Consider the following 23,788-nt stretch of genomic DNA (forward strand, 5'->3'; position numbering starts at 1 on the left):
CTGCGGGGAAATGTTGAAACGGTCGGCCTGCATCCGCGTACTAGAATACATAGCCGCGAACAAGCGGACAAGAGGAGGATTCGTGTAAATGTCTATTTTCAAACGATTGCGCGATCTCACGCTGTCTAACGTATATGCCCTGATCGAAAAGGCGGAAGACCCGGTCAAGATGACCGATCAATATCTGCGCGATATGGCAGAGGATCTCGAGGATGCGGAAAAGGCGGTCGCCGCCCAGATCGCGATCGAAAAGCGATTCAAGCAGCTGTACGAGGAGCAATCGGCTCTGGTCGCCAAGCGCGAAGAGCAGGCGAACATCGCCGCGCAGGCAAAAAATATCGACCTTGCGCGCCGCGCGCTCGAGGAGAAGAAAGCGGCAGAGACGAAGGTTGCCGAGTACAAGGCCAGCTACGAGCAGAACAAGCAGGCCGCCGACAATCTGCGTCTGAAGCTCGATGAGATGCGCAAGCAATTCACCGACCTCAAGAACCGGCGCGAGACGCTGGTCGCCCGTGCCAACGCGGCCAAGGCGCAAGCCGGCATCAACAAGGCGATGGCTGGATTCGGTACCGACACGGCGATGTCCGGTCTCAGCCGGATGGAAGAGAAGGTCCGGCAGATGGAAGCGCACGCCGAGGCGACAGAGGAACTTAGCCAGTCCAAAGGCAGGTCGCTGGACGACGAGTTCGCGACGCTAGGCAAGGACAAAGCCGTCGAAGACGAACTGGCGGCCCTGATGAAGAAGTACGAGAGCTAAGGCGATCCAAGAGGACTCCCCCGCGGGGTCCTTTTTTCAAACGCCCATCTAAGCTAAAATGAGTTAAGCATTCATGGCGCGTCCGAAAAGGGGCGCTTCGGGCAGCTTATTCCCGCAGGTTCATGCGGATATCGCCCGGTTTTATCCGCGGGAGGAGAGACGTTAACATTGACGATTGAAAACGTGGTCGGCACGCTGCTGTGGACGGCGGCGGGCGCGGTGCTTCTGTTCATTCTCATGGGCATCGACGCTTATTTCACCAAGTACAAGGATATGGAAGAGATGAAGCGGGGCAATACGGCCGTCACCGTCCGGTTCGTGCTGAAGCTCGTCGCACAAGGTTACATTCTGTCCCGCTCGATCGCGACGTCCGACGATCTGGGCGAGGCGCTGCTTGTCTCCTTCATTTCGTTCGTCATCCTCTTCGTGCTGGAGTGGATCGTCGAATTCGCGTTCAGGCGCATCGGAGATTTGCGTTTGGACGAAGGCGTGCGGGACGGCGTCGTAGGGCATGGCCTGATCGCGGGCTCTCTGCATCTGGTCGGTGCGATGATCATCGGCTCGTGCCTGTAAGGCTGCGGGAGAGGAGGACAAGAGATGAGCTTGTTCAAAAGGGTTAAAAATATTTTGAAAAAAGCCGAGCCGCTTCCGCAGGAGCGAAGCGTGCTGACGATGGGGCCCGGAGATGTGTGCGAGGTGTCGCTTGTCACTTACCAGGTGACCGGGCGTACCAAGCCGACAGCCCGCAACGAAGTCTGGTTGACGCTTCGGGACGGCGCAGACGTCCGCTATCTGAACATTGAACAGCGGCTCGATCTGTCGTATTCCTTGTTCAGTACGATTGACGGGCGTCTCGATTCGATGGACGAAGTGCCGGCGCATATCGAGTTGGACGGTATCGATTACCATTTGGAGGACCAATACAGCACGCGGATCGTCGAGGCGGGCAGCACGCCTTTTACCTCCGCAGGAGGCGATCTTTACGTATGGCGTTTCCAATCGGACGGGCGCAAGCTGCTGCGGATCGAATGGCAGGACGGACGCTTCATGCTGTATGAAGGCGAAAGCGTACTGCCGGGAGACGTGGAGTGGCTGAGAGGAAGCGGACGATGAGCCGGCCGGCGCGCCGGCGTTCCACTCGCGGACGGCTGCGTTCCTCCATTCACCTGACCGTCATGCTGGCCCTCGTCGTAACGCTGCTGTCCGCGTGCGGGCCGAGCCTTAACGTCCAGGAGACGTATCCGCTCGAGTCAGTAAGCGGCAGCGGCAGCCAGACCTCGTATGTCTATCGGGCGGCGGGGGAGACGGTACAGGAGGTCGCGACGGCGCTCGAGGCCAAGAAGAAGCCTGAGCAGGTGTCCAAGGACGATCCCGAGCATATGTTCCTCGTCTATTCGGATCAGGTCATTCACGTGCAAAAGGATCCGAACAAGCCGGAGGACAGCCTGGTCGAGGTCGACTCCAAAGAATACGTGCGGCAGAACTACAGTCCTTCTTTCCTGGAAGGCTACTTGCTCGCGAGCTTGATCGGCAATCTGTTCGATTCGTCGAGAGGCGGCTACTACGGCGACTATCGCGGCTACGGCAGCCAAAAGTCGTATCCGCCAACCACGGGTACCTACCGCACGCCGACGGTCAGCGATCAGAAGGTCGCGCCGCCGCTCACGGTGGACAAAAAGGGCTCGATCTTCAAGCGCGGCAACAAGTCCGGCTCCAGCGGCAGCGTAGGCTCCGACGGATTGTTCGGCAAGAAAAAGTCGACGACGGGCAGCATTACCCGCGACGGCACGAGCGGCTCCGGCAGCAAGTCCGGCTCCAGCTTCAAGCCGCGCAAGACGACGAAGCCGCGAACAAGCTTCGGTGGCTCGGGGCGCATATCGAGGCGACGATGACGATAACAGAAACGGGAATTTAACCAAAAACCATATTGGCGTGAAGCACGCGCCGCTTGCATTCCTTATCTTCGGATGAGGGAGGCGGGCGGCTTTTTTGTTAGGTGAAAAAAGGAGCAGAGAGGCGATGGGTTCAGACTTGTTTAACCTGGAAAAGTTTAAGGCCGATCCGTTGTACCGGCAGGGAGATCCGGAGGCCAACCGACATTTTGAAAAAGCATTCGCCTTCTGGTGGGCCGCGACGCTCCGGACAGCTAAAGGAGCCAGATTGCTGCGGCTAAAGTCCGGATTGACGTATGCTTCCATCTACTTTTTGCGTTTTTCCCGGATCACAAAAACAAGTATCGCTACTTGCCGGGTGAAAGTCAGATCTATAGATAACTTGTCTCGTGCGTCGGAGTGATGGTGCACAGGAATAGTGCACGGTGGCCGGGGGGAGGCGATGAGGCGCTGGTGTTGGGGGTGGTGCACAAGAATAGTGCACGGTAGACGCGTGAGGCGATGAGTAGCGGGTGCCGGGGTGGATGGTGCATCAGAATGGTGCACAGTAGCAGAATGCGGCGATAAGAGGCGACGGCTTTAGCTTATGCGACGACAATGCAAAAGCCGACGCGGGGGTTACCCGCGTCGACCCACAGACGGCGTTAAATTAGCGATGAACGGGATAGCCGCGTTCATAGGGCTTCGCGACGTCGGTTTTGCCATCGAGACGGCGCAGCGCGTCGATCGCCCAGTACGGGTTGCGCAGCATGGCGCGGCCGATGACGGCCAGCTCGGCGTCGCCCGATGCGACGACGTGCTCGGCTAGCTCGGCATCGTCAAGCATGCCGACGGCGCTGACCGGGACGCCGAGCGCTTCCTTCAGCGCACGCGCGAACGGCACTTGGTAGCCCGGATAGTTGCCGGGCTTCCCCTTCACTGCCGGACCGCCTTCGCCGCCGGTGGAGACGTCGAACAGGTCGACGCCTGCATCGCGGTAAACGCGCGAGACCTCCAGAATATGGTCAAGGTCGTAACCATATTCCGCATACTCAATCGCGGACACCCGCATGAGCAGCGGCATATCGGGAGGCAAGACGGCCTTGACGGCCTTGATGATCTCGACGCCGAATTTGGCTTTGTCGCGTCCGAATTCGTCGTCGCGCTTGTTGATGCCCGGCGAGTGGAATTGGTGGATCAAGTAGCCGTGAGCGCCGTGGAGCTGGATTGTATCGAAACCGGCCTTGACCGCACGGACTGCGGCGTCCGCGAACTTGCCGACCAGTGCCCAGACTTCTTCGGTGCTGAGCGCGCGGGGCTGCTTGGCAGTGTTGTCGAACGGCTCGTTCCACGGGCCGACCGGCGGTTCTGCGTCAAGCGCCTTGCGCCCGGCGTGCGCGATCTGGATGCCGATCTTGGCTCCGTGCTTGTGGACCTCGTCTACGATACGCCGGTAAGCCGGAATTTGCTCGTCCGACCATAAGCCGAGATCTCTATTCGAGATGCGTCCATCGGGTTCGACGTCGGTCATCTCGACGAGAATGAGGCCGGCGCCTCCGACTGCGCGGGAAACGTAGTGAACGAAGTGCCAATCGTTAGGCGCGCCGTCTTCTGCGTCAACGGAATACTGGCACATCGGACTCATGACGATGCGGTTGCGAAGCGCTAATCCTTTTAGTGAATAAGGAGATCCGAGACTGCTCACGTTCATCACTCACTTTCCATTCAACTGTATGCAATAAAGTATCAGTTGTAATTGTAACTTGATCATACACAGTTATGCAAGCAGAAAGCTGGGATTTGCGATTGGCTAGGTTAGCTAGGGGTGTCCCTTATTTACCGCAGTCGCGCCTACCCCATTGCGCAGACGCTTGCGCAGCATGGCCCACGCTAATAGCGGCGAACTGCCGAAGACGAGCAGAAGCACGCGGATGAGTAACGGGTTCGCGCTCTGCGATACGCAGACGATGAACACGATCGTGCCGAGGAAGCGGCCGGCGTTGAGCGCCAGCTCCCGCAGGATGACGCGTTCTTCCCGCTGCTTCACGTCCGCTTCGTTGCCGCCGATCTGATCGAAAACGACGGAGACCGACGGGATTGAATAGAGTGGCATGAAAATGGCAGTCCCGAGACCGAAGATGAGGAGCTGCGAGTAGCCCGTTCCCCAGAATAGAGGGACGACGATGAACGCAATGAGCATGACCGCCCCTATGAACATACCCCAGTAACGGCCCTTCGGCTTAAGCAGTCTGCCCGCGATCCAAAAGCTGAGCAGCGCCGCGGCAGACGTATACAGCGAAAAACTGCCGAGCTTCATTTCGCTTCCTGTCGACGTGTAGACGAGAAGCGCGATGACAAAGCCGAAAATGCCTTCCCGCAAGCCCTGGGCGACCATCGCCCAGGTGATGGCCCGCCAGGGGCTTCCTGCACGCAGCAGCCTGTTAAGGCCGATCCGCCAGTCATAGCGGCCGGCGGGCTCCCGCTTGTGCAGCCCGAACGTCAGCGCCGCGCCTGCGATGAAGATTGCCAGCGAGATCCCGAATATGAGGCGATAGCCCGTGTTGCCGCCGCTGCTTGCGATTAGAATGCCGGAGAGCCAGGGCGCCAGCATGCCGGACAGCGAGCCGAGCAAGCCGCTCCAGCCGTTGAAACGATCCCGGTTGCCGGGATCCGTAATTTCGAAGTAGACGACGTTAAAGGAAAGCCAGAACAACCCCGAGGAGATACCCTGGACAAGACCAAGCAACGGAACCGCATCCGTTGCGCGCGTGCCGAGCGCGAGCACGAGCCCGTAGAAAGCGGCGGCGGCGATGACGCCACCCCGCAGGGCATTCATTTTGTTGCCTTCCTTGACCCATTTTCCGGCCAGCCAGAAGGTAAGGGACATCGCGAGCTGGTGAACGACGGCGAACCACCCGAGAAGCGCGTAGTCCTGTTTGATTTTCCAAATATAAATATTGACGAACGTGGCGGACAGCGCGTTGCCGCAGGTAAAAAGCGCATGCACGGCCAGCAACAGCACCGCCTGGCGGTCGAATCTGGCGGACTTGCCCCCTTTAGGGCTGATGTCCGTAAATGTTCTTCCGCGCGTCTTGCCCCACTGCGGCGAAAACGGGGATTTAGAAGAAGTACCCGGCATACCGACCTCCTGGTGACTGTCGAAAATTCCATGCCCGGTCCGGGCGCAGTCCGCTTAGGATGAACGAATGCCGGAAATAACATGATGATTATTTGAAAAAAATCTGGAATGGCCCGCCGCGGCGAGTCTCGTCCGCATTCAAAACGTCCGTTGTTCGGCTGCGGCGAGCACTTTCCGTACGGCAGGGGCAACGACCGTCGAGAAGAGCTCGATGGACTTGGCGACGAGGGGGTACGGCATGCCGCCGATATTGAGCTGGAGGGAATAGCGCCGGTGGCCGAGCAGCGCGTACTGGAACAAAATTTTGTCCGCGATCTGCTCGGGACTGCCGACGGCCAGCGCTTCATGGGGAGCCGTGAGCGCATCGAACTGCTCGCGCGTCAGTCGCTCCGACTCGCTTGAGACGCCAATCTGCAGCGACGAGGCACGCGACAAAAACAATCATCCCGCTTCGTTCAGCGACAGGCTTCTGCCGTTGCGATCGAATAACGGAAAGCCCAGCTCTTCCTCCATTCTGGCTAAGATTGGCTGAGCGAAGGAAGGCTGCGAAATATGCAGTTCTGCCGCGGCCTTGGTCATATGCTCCAGTCGGGCGAGGCGTTGGAAATGATGGAGTTGGAGGGAATCCAATATAACAGACCTACATAGTGTGTTTTAGGTTATAGCAAGAAAAGAAGCGAGGATGGCGATGTCACCCGCAAACGGAAAAGTACCGCAGTCAAGCTGAGGGATCAGCAGGGCTGCGGTACTTTTCGTTAGATAAGCAATGTAATAACAAGCAATTCGTACAGTACAAGCGTCAAAATGGAATTTGCCGCGAACGGACCGAAGAAGCGGGCGTCCATAACGCTGGGCGAAACGGCCAGATGAAGGTGGCAGCCGTCGAGCCCGACGACCGTTCCTTCGTACGTGTGCCCGTCGATCGTTTTTACGCGCACATTTCGGTTATGATGAGCGCCGCATACGTCGGACAGCTTTTGTCGAATCTGCTTGGCGCCAGCCACCCAATCCTGATCGGCCTCGTAGATATGCGCGCTGTTGTCCAAGGCCTTGCTTTTCGAAGTCATGGTCAATCCTCCCTGGGCTTTGTGTCATTAGCCTATGCGGAGAAAGGCCCGGGGGTGACGGATGAATGGATAGGCGCGGGAAATGCCCCTCAATCGGCGCTGCGGGCGGTCTTCAAGGCGCGGTCCCGCTCTCTTTTTTGTTGTATACGCCGCTGCCGACGCCTTCTTTTAATTTGTCGTAAACCGTCTTGCCTTCCTTGTCCTTCACGGCGCCGAATGCGGTATTCGCGTACGTGAAGACAGTCTCGCGGGTGGCGGGCTTGGTTTTGCTGATTCCTTTTGCCGAGTTGGCGTCCAGAATGCCTTTCTCCAACGCCGCTTTGACGTAAGCGGCCGACCAATCGGCCATCGTCGCGTCCGGTTGGATGCCCAGGAACTTGCACAGCAACGCGACGGCTTCGGCCGACGTGACGTTTCCGTTCGGATTGAACTTGCCGTCTCCGGTACCGAGCTTGTAGCCGTTGTCTTCGATCAGGGTTTTGGCCGTCAAAATGTAGCCGCTGTACCAGGATCCCGGCGCAACGTCGGTGAAGGTAGCTGTCTGAACGGGCGGCTTGGCCTCGCTTTCCAGACCGAAGGCGCGTACCATAATAATGGCTAGCTGGGCTCTCGTAATGTTGTCGCCAAGATTGAGGTTGCCCTTCTGATCGCCCGCGACGATGCCGGCATCGATCAGCGCCTGGAGCTTGGTTTCCGCCGCCGTCTTGTCGGCCGAAGCCGCGGTTGCACTTCCGCCGAGCGCCGCCAGCAAGAGCGCGCCTGCCGCCAGCGCGTATAAAGCTTGCTTTGTCTTTTTCAAATTAACACGCCTCCCTTTTTTGTTTCTGATATGAATATCGGCGCGCCGCGGCCAACGTTGCAGGGGATTCTGCACGGCATGTGCGGCCGGGAAGCCTTGGCGACGCATGGATGCGCCGCGGAGGAGACAATGTTATAATGAACGGGCATCTGAACGGACAAAGGAGAGGAACACCATGGGGCGATTGCAAGTTTGCGACCACCCGCTGATTCAGCATAAAGTCACTTTTTTACGCGATAAAAAGACGGAGACCAAGCAATTCCGGGAGCTTGTGGACGAGATCTCCACGCTGATGGCGTACGAGGCCACGCGCGATTTTCCGCTCACGACGACGAAGGTGCAGACGCCCGTCATCGAAGCTGAGGGGAAGATTATCGCGGGCCGGATGGTCGGACTGATCCCGATTCTGCGCGCCGGCCTCGGCATGGTAGACGGTGTGCTCAAGCTGCTGCCATCCGCGCGGGTAGGCCATATCGGGCTGTATCGGGACGAGGAAACCCTTCAACCGGTCGAGTACTACGTCAGCTTGCCTACCGACGTGACGGAGCGCGAGCTCATCGTTCTGGATCCGATGCTCGCGACGGGCGGCTCGGCCAACGCGGCGATCTCGATCCTGAAGCAGCGCGGCTGCAAACCCACCAAGTTGATGTGCCTTATCGCGGCGCCCGAGGGCGTCAAGGCCGTCCAGGAGGCGCATCCGGAGATCGACATTTTCGTAGCCGCCCTGGATTCGCACCTTAACGAACATGGATACATAGTGCCGGGCCTCGGCGACGCCGGCGACCGGCTTTACGGAACCAAATAAAGCAGAGCTAGGCTTGTGGGAGGTACGGACTTGTGAAACCGATTAAAATCATGTCGATATTCGGCGTGCGCCCCGAAGCGATCAAGATGGCTCCGCTCGTGCTGGAGCTGCAAAAATACCCCGGACTAATCGAATCCACCGTCTGCGTAACTGCGCAGCACCGGCAGATGCTCGATCAGGTGTTGGATATTTTCGATATCCGGCCGGACTACGATATGAACGTCATGCAGGTCGGCCAGACGCTGAACGAGATCACGATCCGCGTCCTGCAAGGACTGGAGCCGATTCTGGCCGAAGCCAAGCCTGATATGGTGCTCGTGCACGGCGATACGCTGACGAGCTTTCTCGCGAGCTATGCCGCGTTCCTGCAGCAGATCCAGATCGGTCACGTCGAGGCGGGTCTGCGCACCTGGAACAAGCTCTCTCCGTATCCGGAGGAAATGAACCGGCAGCTGACCGGCGTGCTGGCGGACGCGCACTTCGCGCCGACCCAATGGTCGGCGGGCAACCTGCGCAAGGAAAGCAAGCCTGAGGATCGGATCTACGTGACCGGCAACACGGTGACGGACGTATTCCAGTACACGGTGAAGCCGGATTTCTCTCATCCGGTACTAGACTGGGCAAAGGGCAAGCGGCTTGTCCTCATGACGGCGCATCGCCGCGAGAACCAAGGAGAGCCGCACCGGCAGATTTTTCGCGCCGTCCGCAAGCTTGCCGAAGCGCACGAAGATATCGCCGTCGTCTACCCCGTGCATCCCAACCCGGCCGTCAAGGGACCGGCCGAGGAGATTTTGGGCGACCATCCGCGCATCCGGCTGATCGATCCGCTCGACGTCGTCGAGCTGCACAACTTTTACAAGCACACGCACCTGATCCTGACCGATTCGGGCGGCATTCAGGAGGAGGCGCCTTCTTACGGCGTGCCCGTACTCGTGCTGCGGGATACGACGGAGCGCCCGGAAGGCGTAGGAGGCGGTACGCTGGAGCTTGTCGGTACGGACGAGCATCTGATCTTCGACAGGGCGAGCGCCCTGCTCACGGATCCGGCGCTGTACGAACGGATGAGCCATGCCGCAAACCCTTACGGGGACGGGCAGGCTTCCAGGCGGATCGCTCAGGCGATTCTGCATCATTTTGGCAGGGGAGAACGGCCGTCGGCTTTCGAGGGTTGACGAGCCCGGCGACGGTTAAGCACAGGGGAGAGAGACCCTTTGGGCGGGCCGTCGCCTTTTGTGCATAGGCGAGGTGCCAAATAATGACGGCGAATTTTTCGCCGGATGACGAATCCGCTCGCACCGCAGAAGGAATGCCTGGTGAATTGTCTACAGCGTACAGCGCAACTGTATGGTTCTAACAACGGAAGAATCCAGATTTATCAAGGGTTTGACGGGCTTGCGTTCACATAATGTTTGAATTTATGCGAATTGACAAATCCCATCGGCCAAGGATACAATATTACCTGAACCATTAGGAAGAAAGGGCTTACTTTTAGTCGATTTTCTTGTTAGTGGGATCGAAGGAGCGGATGTCCATGCCCGAATCCGAAGGAAAACCGCCTCTGCCGCCGGACGAGAATCCGTGGCGCGCAGCCGGGCTCGTAACCGCAATCGGTGTCGAACTGGCCGTGTGCGTCGGCCTGGGCTGGTGGATCGGATCCGTCGTTGACGGCAACCGCGGCACCTCAACTTGGTATCTGGTCGGACTTATCGTCGGCCTCGTCGCCGGCATCGGTTCGGCTGTGGGCCTTATTCGGAAGTTCGCCGTCAAGGGAAGGGGCAAATGATGGACGATTTGCCTGCTTTGATGAAGAAGGTTTCCCGCATTACGTTCTTTTTTTTGTCCATAGGATGTCTGGGGTGGGCGCTATTGCCCGCGTACAAGACTGTCTTCGGAGGATTCCTGATCGGCGCGATCGGCAGCTTGCTCGTCGCGTGGCATCTGGCTTGGAAGACCGTTCGGATCGGCGAAGCCGCGTCCGGCGGCAGAAGACCCCGTTCGGGGTTCGGCTTCCTTTCCCGCGCCGCGTTGGCCCTGCTCGCCGCGTTCGTGTCGGTTCGCCTGCTCGAGTTCAATCTCCCGGCTACCGTAGCGGGATTAATTGCGGCGCCGTTGGCAACACTCCTACTGGGTATCTTGTCCAGACGCCGCCAAGGCGGCCACGCCACCGATGAAAGGGGTGAAAAGCACTAACATGGATCACTTAGCGCCAATCGTCATTCTCGGCGGTGTGAAGTTCGACCTTGCGGCTATCATAATGGTCATCGTGACCAGCATCGTCGCATTTGTACTCGCGCGCCTGTCCGTCCGCAACCTGTCCGTGGACAATCCCGGCAAGCTGCAGAATTTTATGGAATGGGTCGTCGAGTTCGTCAGCAACATCATCGGGATGGCGACAGACTTCAAGCGGGGTCGCGTCTACCTGAGCCTCGGTCTTACGCTGATCATCTACATTTTCATCGGCAACATGCTCGGCCTTCCGTTCAACTTCATTACCGAAGCGCACGGTCACGCGACGTTCCTCGGTATGGATCTGTTCATGAACGGCGAAGAGGAAGCCCACTTCGCATGGTGGAAGTCTCCTACGGCAGACGCCGCTATGACAATGGGTCTCGCCCTCACCGTGATCGTAATCTCGCACATTCAGGGATTCCGCCACAATCGCAAGCATTATCTCAAGCATTACTTCGAGCCGTGGCCGTTCTTCTTTCCGATCAACCTGATCGAGACGGTGGCCAAGCCGCTGACGCTGGGTCTCCGGCTGTTCGGCAACATCTACGCCGGCGAAGTCATGATCGGCGTTATCCTTGGCATGGGTTGGGTCGGGATTCCGGCGCTCCTCGTCTGGCAGGGCTTCAGTATATTCGTAGGCGCCATCCAAGCGTTCGTATTTACGATGCTGACCATGGTGTATATCGGTCAGGCTAGCATTCACGAAGAAGATCATTAATCTCAAAGTACCCAATTCGAGGAGGATATTCACAAATGGAAATTTATGCTCTGTTAGCAGCTGCAATCGTATTCGGCCTTGGCGCGCTCGGCGCCGGTATCGGTAACGGTCTGATCTTCTCCAAGACGGTCGAAGGCATCTCCCGTCAGCCTGAACTGCGCGGCGCTCTGCAAACGACGGCTTTCATCGGCGTAGGTCTGGTAGAAGCACTGCCGATCATCTCCCTCGTCCTCGCGTTCATCTTCATGGCGAAGTAAGCAATTTCATCTATAACGTTAGGCGCGGAGAGCCATCTGCCTCCACGCCTTCCTTATGCAAGAGGGCGCAATTCGGATTTGATCGACAGTTTTTGGGTGAAAGGAGTGGCTATCGTTGACCATCACATGGACCAACTTTTTTGTTCAAGTCATCGCATTCGGCATCTTGTATCTGCTGCTGTCGAAGTACGCCTTCGGTCCGCTGTTCGGCATTATGGAAAAGCGCCGTCAGCTTGTCAAAGAGCAGATCGACACGGCCGAGCGCAACCGCTCCGAGAGCGAACGTTTCCTCGAAGAGCAGAAGCAATCGCTGCAGCAAGCGCGCAAGGAAGCCTATGATATTATCGAGCAAGCGAAGTCGACCGGCTCCAAGCAAGCCGACGACATCATCTCCGCGGCGCGCGGCGAATCGAGCCGCCTGAAGGAAGAGGCGGTACGCGACATCGAAGCCGAGAAGAACAAGGCAATCGCTTCGCTCAAGTCCGAAGTCGGCGGCCTGTCCGTTCAGATCGCCAGCAAGATCCTCGAGAAGCAAGTCGATGCGGGCGCCCAAGGCGAACTGGTCGATCAATATCTCAAAGACGTAGGTAAGAAGTCATGAGCCGCGGCACGGTCGTAGCCAAACGATACGCCAGAGCGCTCTTCGATCTGGCGAGCGAGCAAGACGCGGTAGCCGGCACGGAGAACGAGCTGAAGCTGGTCGCGGACGCGATCGAAGCGAACGCAGACTTGCGCGTTTTTCTGTCGGCCCCGAACATCACGCTGGACAAGAAAATCGCGCTGCTGCGCAGCACGTTCGGCGACAACGTATCCCAGATCGTGCTGAACACGGTCAGCCTGCTGGTCGAGCGCGGTCGCGAGACCGAGATCCCGGCTGTGCTGGACGCGTACATGTCGGTCGCCGGAGGCGTCCTCGGACGCGCCGACGCCCTGGTCACCTCGGCCAAGCCGCTCACGCCTGATCAAGCCGAAGAAATCTCGACGCAATTCGCGGCGATTATCGGCAAGAAGGTGCGTGTCATCGGTCAAGTCGACGAATCGTTGATAGGCGGCATGACCGTCCGCATCGGCGACACGCTTTATGACGGCAGCCTGCGCGGCAAGCTGAACCGTCTATCCAAAGAACTTCAAACGAGTCTGTAATATACGCATGTATCTTGTAAGTAGGAGACAGGGGTGAACGAATTTGAGTATCCGTCCTGAAGAAATCAGCACGCTGATCAAGCAGCAGATTCAGAACTATCAATCCGATATCCAAGTCGTTGACGTCGGTACCGTCATCACGGTCGGCGACGGCGTCGCTCGCGTCCACGGATTGGAAAAAGCGATGGCCGGCGAGCTGCTTGAATTCTCGAACGGCGTCGTGGGCATGGCCCTCAACCTCGAAGAAGACAACGTCGGCGTTGTCATCTTGGGCCCGTACACCGGCATTCGCGAAGGCGACCAAGTCAAGCGTACCGGCCGCATCATGGAAGTGCCTGTCGGCGAAGCGATGCTCGGCCGCGTAGTTAACGCGCTGGGCCAGCCGGTCGACGGCAACGGTCCGATCGCGACGACGAAGTTCCGTCCGATCGAATCTCCGGCTCCGGGCGTCATGGCCCGTAAGTCCGTATTCGAGCCGATGCAAACCGGCATCAAGGCCATCGACGCCATGATCCCGATCGGCCGCGGCCAACGGGAGCTCATCATCGGCGACCGCCAGACCGGCAAGACGACGATCGCGATCGACACGATCGTCAACCAAAAGGGCAATGGCGTTATTTGTATCTACGTCGCCATCGGCCAGAAGCAATCGACCGTCCGTACGGTTGTCGAATCCCTCCGCCGTCAAGGCGCGCTGGATTACACGATCGTCGTTACGGCGAGCGCATCCGAGCCGTCCCCGCTGCTCTACATCGCGCCTTATACCGGCTGCGCTATGGGCGAAGAATTCATGTACAACGGCAAGCATGTCTTGATCATCTATGATGACTTGACCAAGCAAGCCGCAGCATATCGCGAGCTTTCCCTGCTGCTCCGTCGTCCTCCGGGCCGCGAAGCTTATCCGGGCGACGTATTCTATCTGCACTCCCGTCTGCTGGAGCGCGCAGCCAAGCTGAACGACGAGCTCGGCGGCGGTTCGCTCACCGCGCTGCCGTTCATCGAGACCCAAGCCGGCGACATCTCGGCTTACATCCCGACGAACGTCATCTCGATCACCGACGGTCAGATCTTCCTCGAGTCCGACCTGTTCTACTCCGGTCAGCGTCCGGCGGTCAACGTCGGTAACTCGGTATCCCGCGTAGGTTCGTCCGCGCAGACGAAGGCGATGAAGAAGGTCGCGGGCACGCTCAAGACCGACCTCGCCCAATACCGCGAGCTGGCTGCGTTCGCAGCGTTCGGCTCCGACCTCGACAAGGTCACGCAATCCCGTCTCGACCGCGGTATCCGTACCCTCGAGATTCTGAAGCAAGGCATCAACGTACCGATGCCGCTGGAGCGTCAAGTCGTCTCCCTGTACCTGGTCACCAAAGGCCACGCCGACAGCGTGCCGGTACAAGACGTTCGCCGCTTCGAATCCGAATTCCTGAGCTATCTGGATGCGCAACGCCCGGAGATTCTGGCGTCCATCCGCGATTCGAAGGACATTTTGCCCGACAACGACAAGGCGCTCGTCGAAGCGATCGGCGCCTTCAAGAAGAGCTTCGCTACGACCGCTTAATTAGCGAAGGCTTCGGCCATAGAAGCTTCCGCGCCGGCGCAAGACCGCGAGGTCGCCCGGCGCGGACAATAAGGTGGTGACATGAATGGCTAAAGGGATGCGCGAGATTAAGCGTCAGATCAAGAGCACGCAGAACATGAAGCAGATCACCAAGGCGATGGAGCTCGTCGCGGCTGCGAACCTCAAGCGCGCGCAAAATGCGGCGCTCGCGGGCCGGCCTTATGCCGACAAGCTCAAGGAAGTCGTCTCGAGCATCGCGGGCGGCGGCGGAAGCGTCAAGCACCCGATGCTCCAATCCCGCGAGGTGAAAAAGACGGCGTATATCGTCTTTACGTCCGACCGCGGTCTGGCAGGCGGTCTCAACAGCGGTCTGCTGAAGAAGTTCGTGGATACGCTGAAGAGCAAGCACAAGTCCAAGGCGGAGTACGATCTGTTCGTCATCGGACGCAAAGGCCGCGACTACCTGAAACGCCGCGATTACGCGATCGTCCAGGACGTCATCGGCGTACCCGACTCTCCGAAGTTCGCCGACGTGAAGGCAATCGCGGCTGCGGCTGTAGGCGGGTTCGAGCAGGGGGCGTACGACGAGGTCTATCTCGTCTACAACCGGTTCATCAACGCGCTCACGCAAATGCCGACGGTCAAGCAATTGCTGCCGCTCGACGCTTCGGCGCTTGGCGCGACGAATCAGGCAGGTCCGAGCGCAGGCTACGAATACGAGCCGTCTCCGGAAGCTGTGCTTAACGTCCTGCTGCCGAAGTACGCGGAAACCTTGGTATACAGCGCGCTGCTGGAGAACAAGGCGAGCGAATTCGGTTCGCGGATGACGGCAATGAGCAACGCGACCAAGAACGCCACCAAACGGATCAACGAGCTGACCCTGACGTACAACCGCGCACGTCAAGCGGCCATTACGCAGGAAATCGCTGAGATCGTCGGCGGCGCAAACGCATTAAGCTAAACTTTCGTTTGCGGCGGCCAGGCCGCCCGCAAAGCGAAGGATACGGATATAGACTGAAGTTACAGGAGGGACACGAATGAGCAAGGGGCGCATTGTCCAGGTTACGGGTCCGGTCGTCGACATCGAGTTCGACAACGGCCATCTGCCGGACATCCTCAACGCAATCCAAATTCATCAGACCGGCGAACGCGAAGTCAAGCTGACGGTCGAAGTCGCGCAGCATCTGGGCGACAACATGGTCCGTACCGTCGCCATGTCTTCGACGGACGGTCTCATCCGCGGTACGGAAGCCGTCGATACCGGCGCGCCGATCACGGTGCCGGTCGGACCGGCGACACTCGGCCGCGTATTTAACGTGCTGGGCGACCCGATCGACAACGCCGGTACGGTCGACCGCACGATCGCGAATCCGATTCACCGCCAGGCGCCTCCGTTCGACGAACTGTCGACGTCGCAAGAAATCCTGGAAACCGGCATCAAGGTCATCGACCTGATGGCGCCTTACGCCAAGGGCGGTAAGGTCGGCCTCTTCGGCGGCGCAGGCGTCGGCAAGACGGTTACGATGCAAGAGCTCATCCACAACATCGCTCAGGAGCACGGCGGTATCTCCGTATTCGCAGGCGTAGGCGAGCGTACGCGCGAAGGTAACGACTTGTACCATGAAATGAGCGACTCCGGCGTTATCGCGAAGACCGCGATGGTGTTCGGCCAAATGAACGAGCCTCCGGGCGCGCGTCTGCGCGTCGCGCTGACGGGTCTGACGATGGCCGAGTACTTCCGCGACGAAGAAGGCCGCGACGTGCTTTTGTTCGTCGACAATATCTTCCGCTTCACGCAAGCCGGCTCCGAAGTATCCGCCCTCCTCGGCCGGATGCCGTCCGCAGTAGGTTACCAGCCGACGCTTGCTACCGAAATGGGCCAACTGCAAGAACGGATCACTTCCACGAAAAAAGGTTCCGTTACCTCGATCCAAGCGATCTACGTACCGGCGGACGATTATACCGACCCGGCTCCGGCTACGGCGTTCGCTCACTTGGACTCGACGACGAACCTCGAGCGGAACATCGCGGCAATGGGTATCTTCCCGGCCGTCGACCCGCTGGCATCGTCCTCCCGCGTCCTGGCGCCGGAAGTCGTCGGCGAAGAGCACTATGCCGTCGCGCAAGGCGTCAAGAAGCTGCTCCAGCGCTACAAGGAACTGCTCGATATCATCGCTATCCTCGGTATGGACGAACTGTCCGAGGACGACAAGCTCGTCGTTCTGCGCGCGCGTCGCGTCCAACTTTTCCTGTCCCAGCCGCTGCACGTTGCCGAAGCCTTCAACGGCATGCCTGGCGTATACGTGCCGGTTAAAGATACCGTTCGCAGCTTCAAAGAGATCCTTGAAGGGAAGCATGACGATCTTCCGGAACCGGCGTTCCATAATGTCGGCTCGATTGAAGGCGCAGTCGAGAAGGCGAAGAAGCTCGCTCAAGGGCTCTAATCCGCTTTTGATGGAGGTATCGATATGAGCACCTTACGTTTGGAGATCGTCACCCCCGAGCGGACCGTCTATGACAAGGACGTCAACATGGTTGTCGCCCGTGGCGTAGACGGGGATCTGGGCATTATGCCGCATCACATCCCGCTGGTAACGCCGCTCAAGATCGCGCCCGTCAAGGCGAAGATCGGGAACAACGATGAGTTCATCGCGGTTCACGGCGGCTTCATGGAAGTCCGCAAGGATAAGGTCGTCATCCTGGCGGAATCCGCGGAACTTGGCGGCGATATCGACGTTCATCGCGCCGAGCTCGCCAAGGAACGCGCGCAGGATCGTCTGAACCACAAGCAAACCGAAGTCGACCACAAACGGGCCGAGGCTGCACTGCAGCGCGCACTCACCCGGATTCGGGTCGGCGGCGGAAACTAAGTTTAAACGCAAATCGCCGGGAGGCGGCACCTGTTCGCAGGAAGCCGCCTCCCGGCGATTTCTGCGTTTTTTACACCGCTCGTCAGTGGGCGTATACTTAAGCGAAGCCATCACGAGGAAAGGCGGACGACTGCGCAATGGAAGATATCGTCATCGTAGGAGCCGGGCCTTGCGGCCTGTCGGCCGCGGCCGAGCTGCAGGACCAGGGCTTCAACCCTTTACTATTCGAAAAGGAAAACGTCGGGTATTCGATCTCCCGTTACCCGGTCAATATGCAGTTTTTCAGCACGGCGCCGATGCTCGAGATCGCAGGCGTGCCGTTTATTACGCCAAACGACAAGCCGTCCCGGCTTGAGGCGTTGAACTATTATCGCATCGTATCGGAAAGGCGCGAGCTGCGGATTCGCCGCTATGAAGGCGTCACGGCCGTCGAACGGGACGGCGACGCGTTCCGGGTCACGTCGGTGGGCAGATCCGGCCAGCCTGCGAATACGCATGCACGCAAAGTCGTTATCGCCACCGGTTACTTCGATCATCCGAACCGGATCGGCATTCCCGGCGAAGATCACGCGCATGTGAGCCATTTTTTCACCGAAGCGCATCCATACGCAGGGACGCGCGTCGTCGTCATCGGCGGCAGCAACTCCGCCGTCGACGCGGCGCTGGAGATGGAGCGCGTAGGCGCGAAGGTGACTGTGGTATACCGGGGAGAATCGGTATCCGCCAACATCAAGCCTTGGGTGCGCCCGATTTTCGACAGCTATGCGGCAAAAGGACGGATCGACCTGCGCCTGCAGAGCAGCGTCGTGGAAATCGGCTACGACCAGGTCACGGTAGAAAGCGTGAGGGATGGGAACTCGACTGACGGCCGGACAGAGATCATCAAGGAAACGCTGCCTGCAGACTTCGTACTGGCGCTGACGGGATTTCGTCCGGATCGGGCTTTCCTGCGGTCGATGGGCGTAGAGGCGCCGGATGGGATCATTCCGCCGACGCACGATCCGGAGACGATGGAGACCAACGTACCGGGACTCTATCTCGCCGGCGTCGTTTCCACCGGCCGGGACGCCAATGAGATATTTATCGAAAGCGGACGTTACCACGGACGTAAAATCGCCGCGCATCTGGCTTCCTTGCGGACGGTTTAAAACGGCTTTTTGAACAGAACTGCTTGAAGAGCGCCCTTCCCGGGTAAATTAGGAGAGCAAGCTTATCCAATCGGGAGGGATTCACATGCCTAAGATCCAGAACAATCTCAATCAAAATCTGGCGGACTGGAGCGTCATTTACTTTAAGCTGCACCACTTCCACTGGTACGTGAAGGGGCCTCACTTCCAGACGCTTCACGTGAAGTTCGAAGAGCTCTACGACTTCGCGGCGCTGTCGCTGGACGAAGTGGCCGAGCGCATTCTCTCGATCGGCGGCAAGCCGGCATCCACGATGAAGGAATATCTGTCGCTCACGAAGGTGAAGGAAGGCGGAAGCGAGACGAAGGACGTCGACATGGTCAAGGCCGTCATCGACGATTTCATCCTGCTGACCAACGGATTGAACGAAACGCTTGAGCTGGCCGACGAAGCAGGCGACGCGCCGACGGCGGACCTGCTCACGAAGCAGGTCGAAGCGCTGCAAAAGCACATTTGGATGCTGAGCGCGACTGCCGGCATCGAAGTGCCGACCAAGGTGAAAGCTTAAGCGAATACGATGTTTTTTAGAAATCCCGTTCTCCGGATTAAGTTCCGGCGAACGGGATTTTTTTGAATGATGCATTCGTGGACAGGGCTGCGTGCGTTCGGCGAGCCGGCGCTTTTCGGATGTATGGCGGGTCGAAAAAACCTGCATTTGTACATGTATTTTCTGCCGACCAATGACAAGTGATGAAATACATGCAAATGTGCAGGTAAATGCAAAGCACAAGCCGGAAATCGTGCTGATGGAGGAAAGTACCTGCGCATTTGCATCTTTTCTTCTCGAAAGGATCGACATCGGTGAAAGAAGATGTACATTTGCAGGCTTTTTTTCTGTGGAGGAACGACGCGGGTGGCGATTGGCCGGCTACGTTTTTTTGTTTGGAAACGCGATTATGGGGCGGTCATTACAGATTCAGTGACCGCGCATGACGATAATTGTGAATGTAGTCGCATATATTCGCCATTTTTCCAAATTTATAATGGGGATTGCGGCATCTATACATAGGCGAATGATCGTGCAAAAGCACTTATTTTAAAGATGGATTGGGAGTGCGGATATGATTCGGAAGTTAGGATTAACGCTGCTGGCGGCACTGCTCTTGCTGCTGCCGGTATCGGCTGCGTTCGGCGGGGAGGCGCACGCGGCTTCTTCGTCGCGGATCGCGGTAATCAAGCAGCTGAGCGGAGACGTGCAGGTGCAAAAAGCGGGCGGCTCGAAGCTGTTCAAGGCGTTCGCGAAGCTGAGCCTGAACCAGGGGGACAAGCTGATCACCGGGAGCAAGGGATCGGCGGTGCTGCAATTCGCGAACGGGACGTCGGAGGACGACAAGTTCACGGTCGGGGAGAACGCGACGCTGACGTTTTCGAAGCTGTCGGACAAAAAGGGCACGGTGACGAAGGTCAGCATGCTCAAGGGAACGGCTTGGGTGGACGTGAAGTCGATCAAGAGCCAGGACGACGACTTCAAGCTGGAGACGCCGACGGCGATCATGGGCGTGCGCGGCACGGCGTTCCTGGTGCGGGTCAATCCGCAGACGGGCGGAACGAATACGTCGGTCATGTCGGGCATCGTGCGGTTTACGTCCGAGAATGCGGAGAAGACGGGAAGCGAGAGCGGAGAGAGCGCCGGCAAGACCGGCTCGTCGGGCGGCTCTAAGACGATCGATCTGTATCCGACGCAGCAGCTGTCGCTCGATTCGACGAGCGGTGCCGATCTGGGCGAGCTGACGACGCTTGTGGACATCGAGGAGATCGTTAAGAACGCGACGCCGGAGATCATCGAAGCGATCCTGCGCAGCAAAGAGAAGATCGACGAGGAGAACCGGCAGACGGTCGAAAAGTTCAAGCAAAGCGGCGTACCGGCGGGGCTGCAGCAGCAACTGGAGCAGTTTATTCAAAATACGCAGGAGCTGCTGGGCGTCATCGCCAAACAGGCGATCGAGCAGAAGAAGATCGACGAGCAGCTGGTCAAGAAGATCGAACAGCAGGAAAAAACGTCGTTCGGGCTGGACAAGGATCAGCTGAGCCGGCTTAGCGATAAGGAGAAGGCGAAGCAAGAAAAGGCCAGGCTGCTGGCCGAGGAGGCCGCGAAGAAAAAAACGGCCGAGGAAGCGGCGAAGCTGAAGGAGATCGAGCAGCGGCTGGCGGGGCAAATGCAGTCGATCGAGGCGGCCAAGCTGGCCCAAGCGGAAGCGAACCGCAAGTCTGCGGCCGAGGCGGCGGCAAAGGCCGAAGCGGTGCTGCTTGCCGGCATGACGCCCGTTCAGCAGCAGAAATACAATAGGGATAAGGCGAGCAACCACGGGTCGCCCATCCCGACATCGACGCCCACTCCGACCCCGACGCTCACCGGGGGAACAGGACCGACGCCGACGCCCGGATCGGACAATGCTCGTTTGAACGGACTGACGTTGTCGGCGGGCATTTCGCTAAGTCCCGTATTCAGCCCGGATGTTCTAAACTACGCTATTAGTGTAGGAGGTGCTGTCTCCGCCCTGGACTTCACGCCAACTTTGGACGATCCGGGCGCGAAGCTGACCGTCGACGGAACGGCGTGGGCGGGAGGTGCCGTTCATATCCCGCTTGCCTATGGAGATAACGAGATCCGGCTTCAGGTAACGGCGTCGAACGGCGCGGCGAGTCGGGTCTACAAGATTACGGCAACGCGCCAATTACTCGACAGCGCCGATATCGAGCTTGCCGGCGGCGCGCCGCTTCATATCGATTTTACCGCCGCAAATCCTGTTACGACATTCGACATACCCGCGAATACGGCATCGCTGACGCTAAAGCTGCCGCTTGCACAATTGCCGTCAGTGACGGTAAATGGGCAGTCCGTGCCGCCGGGCGGCGCAACGCTTGCTTCGCTCACCTATGTTGCTTCCGATGCGGCTTGGTCTTACAACGTACCGTTGCAGACGGGCTCCAATACGATCGCGATTAAAGTGCAAATCGGCAGCGCGACAAAGACCTACCAGCTGTTCGCCAACAGGGCGGCTTCGCTTACCGCGGAGAGCTTCTCGGTAGAGGCGAATTTCAACACGCCGGTCAGCGGTACTTTACAAAGTCATGGCAGCACCGGAGCCGTGAGCTACGAGATCGTCACCGCCAGCCAGCACGGAGAAGTGACTTTAAATGCGGCAGACGCCAGTTCCTTCAGCTATACGCCAGACGAAGACTTCTCGGGCATGGACAGCTTTCGGTACAAGGCAATGGCAAACGGGGAAGAGTCGGCGCCCGCGACCGTATTCATATGGGTCAAACCGCTGGACATTGAGCTCAAGGGACTGGTGTCGTCCGGCATCTCATGGGGAGAAACGCCGATCGAGCCGATGCTCCTTTACAGCTTTAAAGACGGATCGTACGCGAGCAAGTCCTATGGCCTCTTTGTGCCGGAGGATGAGAATGGACTTATGGAAATGCGGTTTCAATTCGATTCGGCCGTCGTATCCGATGCAAGGCTCATGGTCGGCGAGGAGACGATCTACGAAGAGGCAGACGGCTCGTTGTACGGCAGCTTGTCGATGGACGAACCTGTCGTTAGCGTCAGACTCTCCTATTCCGTGACCGAAGACAACACGACAACGGATTATGAAGTCTATTACATCGCGGTCAAGCAGCAGCTATGGGCTGCCAACCTGGCGACGGACGGCAGGGCCGAGGTTCATCTCGTGCCTGTCGGAGGCGGCGACTATACGGTATCGGTACGGGGAAGAGACGAGAAGCTGATGCTTCGCAACAACAACTTCGATATGTCCGTCGAATCCGACGTTTGGGTTTACGAGGCAGATCCGCACAATCCGGGCAACCCCGGGAATCGGATCAAGGCACAGCGGAATGCAGAAGGCTACTTTATCGTGCCGTTGTCGCCCGGATGGAATGTCGCGGAGGTCCGCACGTATTACCCGGGCTACGAATCCAGCGCAAAGGAAGGCGTCGTTTATATCTGGAGAGGCGACGGCTTGCCGGATGGCTACGAGATGGCTAGCGTGATTGGAACGCCCGTGCAGAATCCGCCAGAAGCCTCTGCGGCGCCCGTCGAATTCCTCCGCGACGCGTCCCAGCAGACCCTATACCGCGCAGCTATGCCCGACGATTCGATAGCGGTGAATGTCAAGCCTGTGCCGGGTGCAGGCGTGAAGGTCGATGCCGTCTATCAGGGAGGCTATACTTCCTTTGACAAGGTGAGCGAAGAACCCGCAGGTTCCGGGCGCTATGAGGTGCAGGTGTACAGCGATTGGGCGAATTTCGGCTTCGTCGTCGTCCGTCCGGTCTCGGTCGATGGTCCGCCGTTGGCGTACACGCTGGCTTTTGAATTAGGCATGACGACGGATGTTCAGGCTAGCATCGGATATAAGCTGGACGGCGAGCTGCGCGAGGCCGAGCTCGACACCTTTGCCGGCCGTTTTCACGCGATGCTTGCCGATGCACCCGGGCAAACTGACTTTAAACTGAATGTAACCGGTGCGGGTCCGGATTTGTCCGTTCGGATCAACGATGTCGCCGTCCCGTATGACGAGGCGGAATCCGGCTTCGCGTACCCGTTTGTGCCTGCTGGCGGGGATAACGCGTTTTTGATCGAAATGACGGATGCATACGGAAGGTACGAGAGTATCGATATTCATCTTTATTATGGTTCGGAAGGGTTGAAGCCTGTAGGGCTAGCCTCCTGGAGCGCGCAAAGCTCGCATGGTCAAGAGCCAGCGGCAGAATCCTCCTGGGTTTACGAAGGGCAGAAGCGATTCCGTCTGATCGTACCGGAGGCGCATGATCTGCTGGATCTGCGTTGGATGACGGACGAAGGTACGACGCAAGCGGTTGTCCTGGGGCCTTACGGTGCAGGGGGAACGGGCCGTTACGTCGGGGCGCTGCCTATGGGACGAAGCGAGTATACCGTCATTGTCAGGGATGAGGAAGGGGCCCGGCTCGATTACGATCTCGTTGTATATCGCGGGGCGCCTGTCTACCCCAAGTTAATCTATACCGGATGGGGCTCCAGCACGGTATTCGAATACAATGAAGCGGCCGGCCGTTATGAAGCGAGCCTAGAAGATTTTCCGGAAAGGATGTGGATCGGTCTGGGCCTGCCTGCGGGCGCGGAAGCCGTCGTTAAGGTAGGCGATATCCCCTACTCTCCGAACAGCGACGGCCTGTATACACTGACGCCGGAGCCCGGGACGAGCGAGATCGTCATTCAAGCAACCGGCTTGTTTGAAGGTATTGCCTGGTCCTGCAATCTCGTTATTAAGCGCGTCTCCGAGTAAAAGATAGACGTGGCCCGCCAGGAAGTCTCCCGCCTTCGTCCCTTGAAGAGCGGGAGATTTTTTTTACATGAAACGCGCTTAATTTTAACGAAGATATCGCTTGATAATCGACAAAAAATGC

At 58.4% G+C, this 23,788-nt stretch carries 25 protein-coding genes; 19 read left to right on the forward strand and 6 right to left on the reverse strand.

Translation table 11 applies throughout. The features are described 5' to 3' along the window. The first annotated feature begins 88 nt into the window (after nucleotides 1–88). From ACFSR7_RS19170 to ACFSR7_RS19185, 4 genes are all read left to right on the forward strand, one after another. Nucleotides 89–757 (forward strand): PspA/IM30 family protein, encoded by a 669-nt coding sequence (locus tag ACFSR7_RS19170; protein ID WP_378164299.1) that lies wholly within the window; start codon nucleotides 89–91, stop codon nucleotides 755–757. Between the two features lie 168 nt (nucleotides 758–925). Beyond that, nucleotides 926–1,330, forward strand: a complete 405-nt coding sequence (locus ACFSR7_RS19175; protein ID WP_378164301.1) for a DUF350 domain-containing protein — start codon at nucleotides 926–928, stop codon at nucleotides 1,328–1,330. A gap of 24 nt (nucleotides 1,331–1,354) precedes the next feature. Further along, nucleotides 1,355–1,870: a DUF4178 domain-containing protein gene (locus ACFSR7_RS19180; protein WP_378164303.1), complete on the forward strand. Its 516-nt coding sequence runs from the start codon at nucleotides 1,355–1,357 to the stop codon at nucleotides 1,868–1,870. After that, the gene (locus ACFSR7_RS19185; protein ID WP_378164651.1) at nucleotides 1,867–2,649 is read left to right on the forward strand and encodes a DUF4247 domain-containing protein; all 783 of its coding nucleotides are present in this window, start codon (nucleotides 1,867–1,869) and stop codon (nucleotides 2,647–2,649) included. Before ACFSR7_RS19180 ends, ACFSR7_RS19185 begins: the two co-directional genes overlap by 4 nt. Before the next feature lie 649 nt (nucleotides 2,650–3,298). Here the strand turns inward: ACFSR7_RS19185 and ACFSR7_RS19190 are convergent. From ACFSR7_RS19190 to ACFSR7_RS19215, 6 genes are all read right to left on the reverse strand, one after another. After that, nucleotides 3,299–4,333, reverse strand: coding sequence for an NADH:flavin oxidoreductase/NADH oxidase (locus tag ACFSR7_RS19190; protein WP_378164653.1), 1,035 nt, complete (start codon nucleotides 4,331–4,333; stop codon nucleotides 3,299–3,301). 114 nt (nucleotides 4,334–4,447) lie between these two features. After that, nucleotides 4,448–5,767 carry an MFS transporter gene (locus ACFSR7_RS19195; protein ID WP_378164305.1) on the reverse strand — a complete coding sequence of 440 codons (1,320 nt, stop codon included), beginning with the start codon at nucleotides 5,765–5,767 and terminating at the stop codon, nucleotides 4,448–4,450. A 138-nt stretch (nucleotides 5,768–5,905) separates the two neighbouring features. Then, nucleotides 5,906–6,202, reverse strand: coding sequence for a hypothetical protein (locus tag ACFSR7_RS19200; protein ID WP_378164307.1), 297 nt, complete (start codon nucleotides 6,200–6,202; stop codon nucleotides 5,906–5,908). A gap of 6 nt (nucleotides 6,203–6,208) precedes the next feature. Continuing rightward, nucleotides 6,209–6,397: a helix-turn-helix domain-containing protein gene (locus ACFSR7_RS19205; protein WP_378164309.1), complete on the reverse strand. Its 189-nt coding sequence runs from the start codon at nucleotides 6,395–6,397 to the stop codon at nucleotides 6,209–6,211. A gap of 125 nt (nucleotides 6,398–6,522) precedes the next feature. Beyond that, nucleotides 6,523–6,834, reverse strand: coding sequence for an acetyl-CoA acetyltransferase (locus ACFSR7_RS19210; RefSeq protein ID WP_378164310.1), 312 nt, complete (start codon nucleotides 6,832–6,834; stop codon nucleotides 6,523–6,525). 112 nt (nucleotides 6,835–6,946) lie between these two features. Continuing rightward, nucleotides 6,947–7,633 carry an S-layer homology domain-containing protein gene (locus tag ACFSR7_RS19215; protein WP_378164312.1) on the reverse strand — a complete coding sequence of 229 codons (687 nt, stop codon included), beginning with the start codon at nucleotides 7,631–7,633 and terminating at the stop codon, nucleotides 6,947–6,949. Between the two features lie 175 nt (nucleotides 7,634–7,808). On the opposite strand from ACFSR7_RS19215, the gene upp reads away from it, so the two are divergent. From upp to ACFSR7_RS19290, 15 genes are all read left to right on the forward strand, one after another. Next, a complete protein-coding gene (upp, locus tag ACFSR7_RS19220; RefSeq protein ID WP_378164314.1) occupies nucleotides 7,809–8,438 on the forward strand; it encodes a uracil phosphoribosyltransferase in 630 nt (209 codons plus the stop codon). 32 nt (nucleotides 8,439–8,470) lie between these two features. Continuing rightward, nucleotides 8,471–9,610, forward strand: a complete 1,140-nt coding sequence (wecB, locus tag ACFSR7_RS19225; protein ID WP_378164316.1) for a non-hydrolyzing UDP-N-acetylglucosamine 2-epimerase — start codon at nucleotides 8,471–8,473, stop codon at nucleotides 9,608–9,610. Between the two features lie 359 nt (nucleotides 9,611–9,969). Further along, nucleotides 9,970–10,221, forward strand: coding sequence for an AtpZ/AtpI family protein (locus ACFSR7_RS19230; protein ID WP_378164318.1), 252 nt, complete (start codon nucleotides 9,970–9,972; stop codon nucleotides 10,219–10,221). Beyond that, nucleotides 10,221–10,628, forward strand: coding sequence for an ATP synthase subunit I (locus ACFSR7_RS19235; protein WP_378164320.1), 408 nt, complete (start codon nucleotides 10,221–10,223; stop codon nucleotides 10,626–10,628). Before ACFSR7_RS19230 ends, ACFSR7_RS19235 begins: the two co-directional genes overlap by 1 nt. A 1-nt stretch (nucleotide 10,629) precedes the next feature. Then, a complete protein-coding gene (atpB, locus tag ACFSR7_RS19240) occupies nucleotides 10,630–11,385 on the forward strand; it encodes a F0F1 ATP synthase subunit A (RefSeq protein ID WP_277534573.1) in 756 nt (251 codons plus the stop codon). Nucleotides 11,386–11,420: 35 nt separating this feature from the next. Further along, complete coding sequence (atpE, locus tag ACFSR7_RS19245; RefSeq protein WP_090116173.1) at nucleotides 11,421–11,642, forward strand: F0F1 ATP synthase subunit C; 222 nt, start codon at nucleotides 11,421–11,423, stop codon at nucleotides 11,640–11,642. A gap of 115 nt (nucleotides 11,643–11,757) precedes the next feature. Next, nucleotides 11,758–12,243, forward strand: coding sequence for a F0F1 ATP synthase subunit B (atpF, locus tag ACFSR7_RS19250; protein WP_282913115.1), 486 nt, complete (start codon nucleotides 11,758–11,760; stop codon nucleotides 12,241–12,243). After that, nucleotides 12,240–12,785: a F0F1 ATP synthase subunit delta gene (locus ACFSR7_RS19255; RefSeq protein WP_378164323.1), complete on the forward strand. Its 546-nt coding sequence runs from the start codon at nucleotides 12,240–12,242 to the stop codon at nucleotides 12,783–12,785. Before atpF ends, ACFSR7_RS19255 begins: the two co-directional genes overlap by 4 nt. A gap of 43 nt (nucleotides 12,786–12,828) precedes the next feature. Then, a complete protein-coding gene (gene atpA / locus ACFSR7_RS19260) occupies nucleotides 12,829–14,343 on the forward strand; it encodes a F0F1 ATP synthase subunit alpha (protein ID WP_378164325.1) in 1,515 nt (504 codons plus the stop codon). 85 nt (nucleotides 14,344–14,428) lie between these two features. Beyond that, nucleotides 14,429–15,304, forward strand: coding sequence for an ATP synthase F1 subunit gamma (gene atpG, locus ACFSR7_RS19265; RefSeq protein ID WP_378164327.1), 876 nt, complete (start codon nucleotides 14,429–14,431; stop codon nucleotides 15,302–15,304). Nucleotides 15,305–15,380: 76 nt separating this feature from the next. Beyond that, complete coding sequence (gene atpD, locus ACFSR7_RS19270; protein ID WP_277534580.1) at nucleotides 15,381–16,787, forward strand: F0F1 ATP synthase subunit beta; 1,407 nt, start codon at nucleotides 15,381–15,383, stop codon at nucleotides 16,785–16,787. A 24-nt stretch (nucleotides 16,788–16,811) separates the two neighbouring features. Further along, nucleotides 16,812–17,213, forward strand: a complete 402-nt coding sequence (locus ACFSR7_RS19275; RefSeq protein WP_378164329.1) for a F0F1 ATP synthase subunit epsilon — start codon at nucleotides 16,812–16,814, stop codon at nucleotides 17,211–17,213. A gap of 137 nt (nucleotides 17,214–17,350) precedes the next feature. After that, nucleotides 17,351–18,361 carry a YpdA family putative bacillithiol disulfide reductase gene (locus ACFSR7_RS19280; RefSeq protein ID WP_378164331.1) on the forward strand — a complete coding sequence of 337 codons (1,011 nt, stop codon included), beginning with the start codon at nucleotides 17,351–17,353 and terminating at the stop codon, nucleotides 18,359–18,361. An 85-nt stretch (nucleotides 18,362–18,446) separates the two neighbouring features. After that, nucleotides 18,447–18,908, forward strand: a complete 462-nt coding sequence (locus ACFSR7_RS19285; RefSeq protein ID WP_378118544.1) for a Dps family protein — start codon at nucleotides 18,447–18,449, stop codon at nucleotides 18,906–18,908. Between the two features lie 553 nt (nucleotides 18,909–19,461). Continuing rightward, complete coding sequence (locus tag ACFSR7_RS19290) at nucleotides 19,462–23,667, forward strand: cadherin-like beta sandwich domain-containing protein (RefSeq protein WP_378164333.1); 4,206 nt, start codon at nucleotides 19,462–19,464, stop codon at nucleotides 23,665–23,667. The last annotated feature ends 121 nt before the right edge of the window (nucleotides 23,668–23,788 follow it).

Source organism: Cohnella sp. GCM10020058 (assembly GCF_042683485.1).
Lineage (GTDB): Bacteria > Bacillota > Bacilli > Paenibacillales > Paenibacillaceae > Cohnella.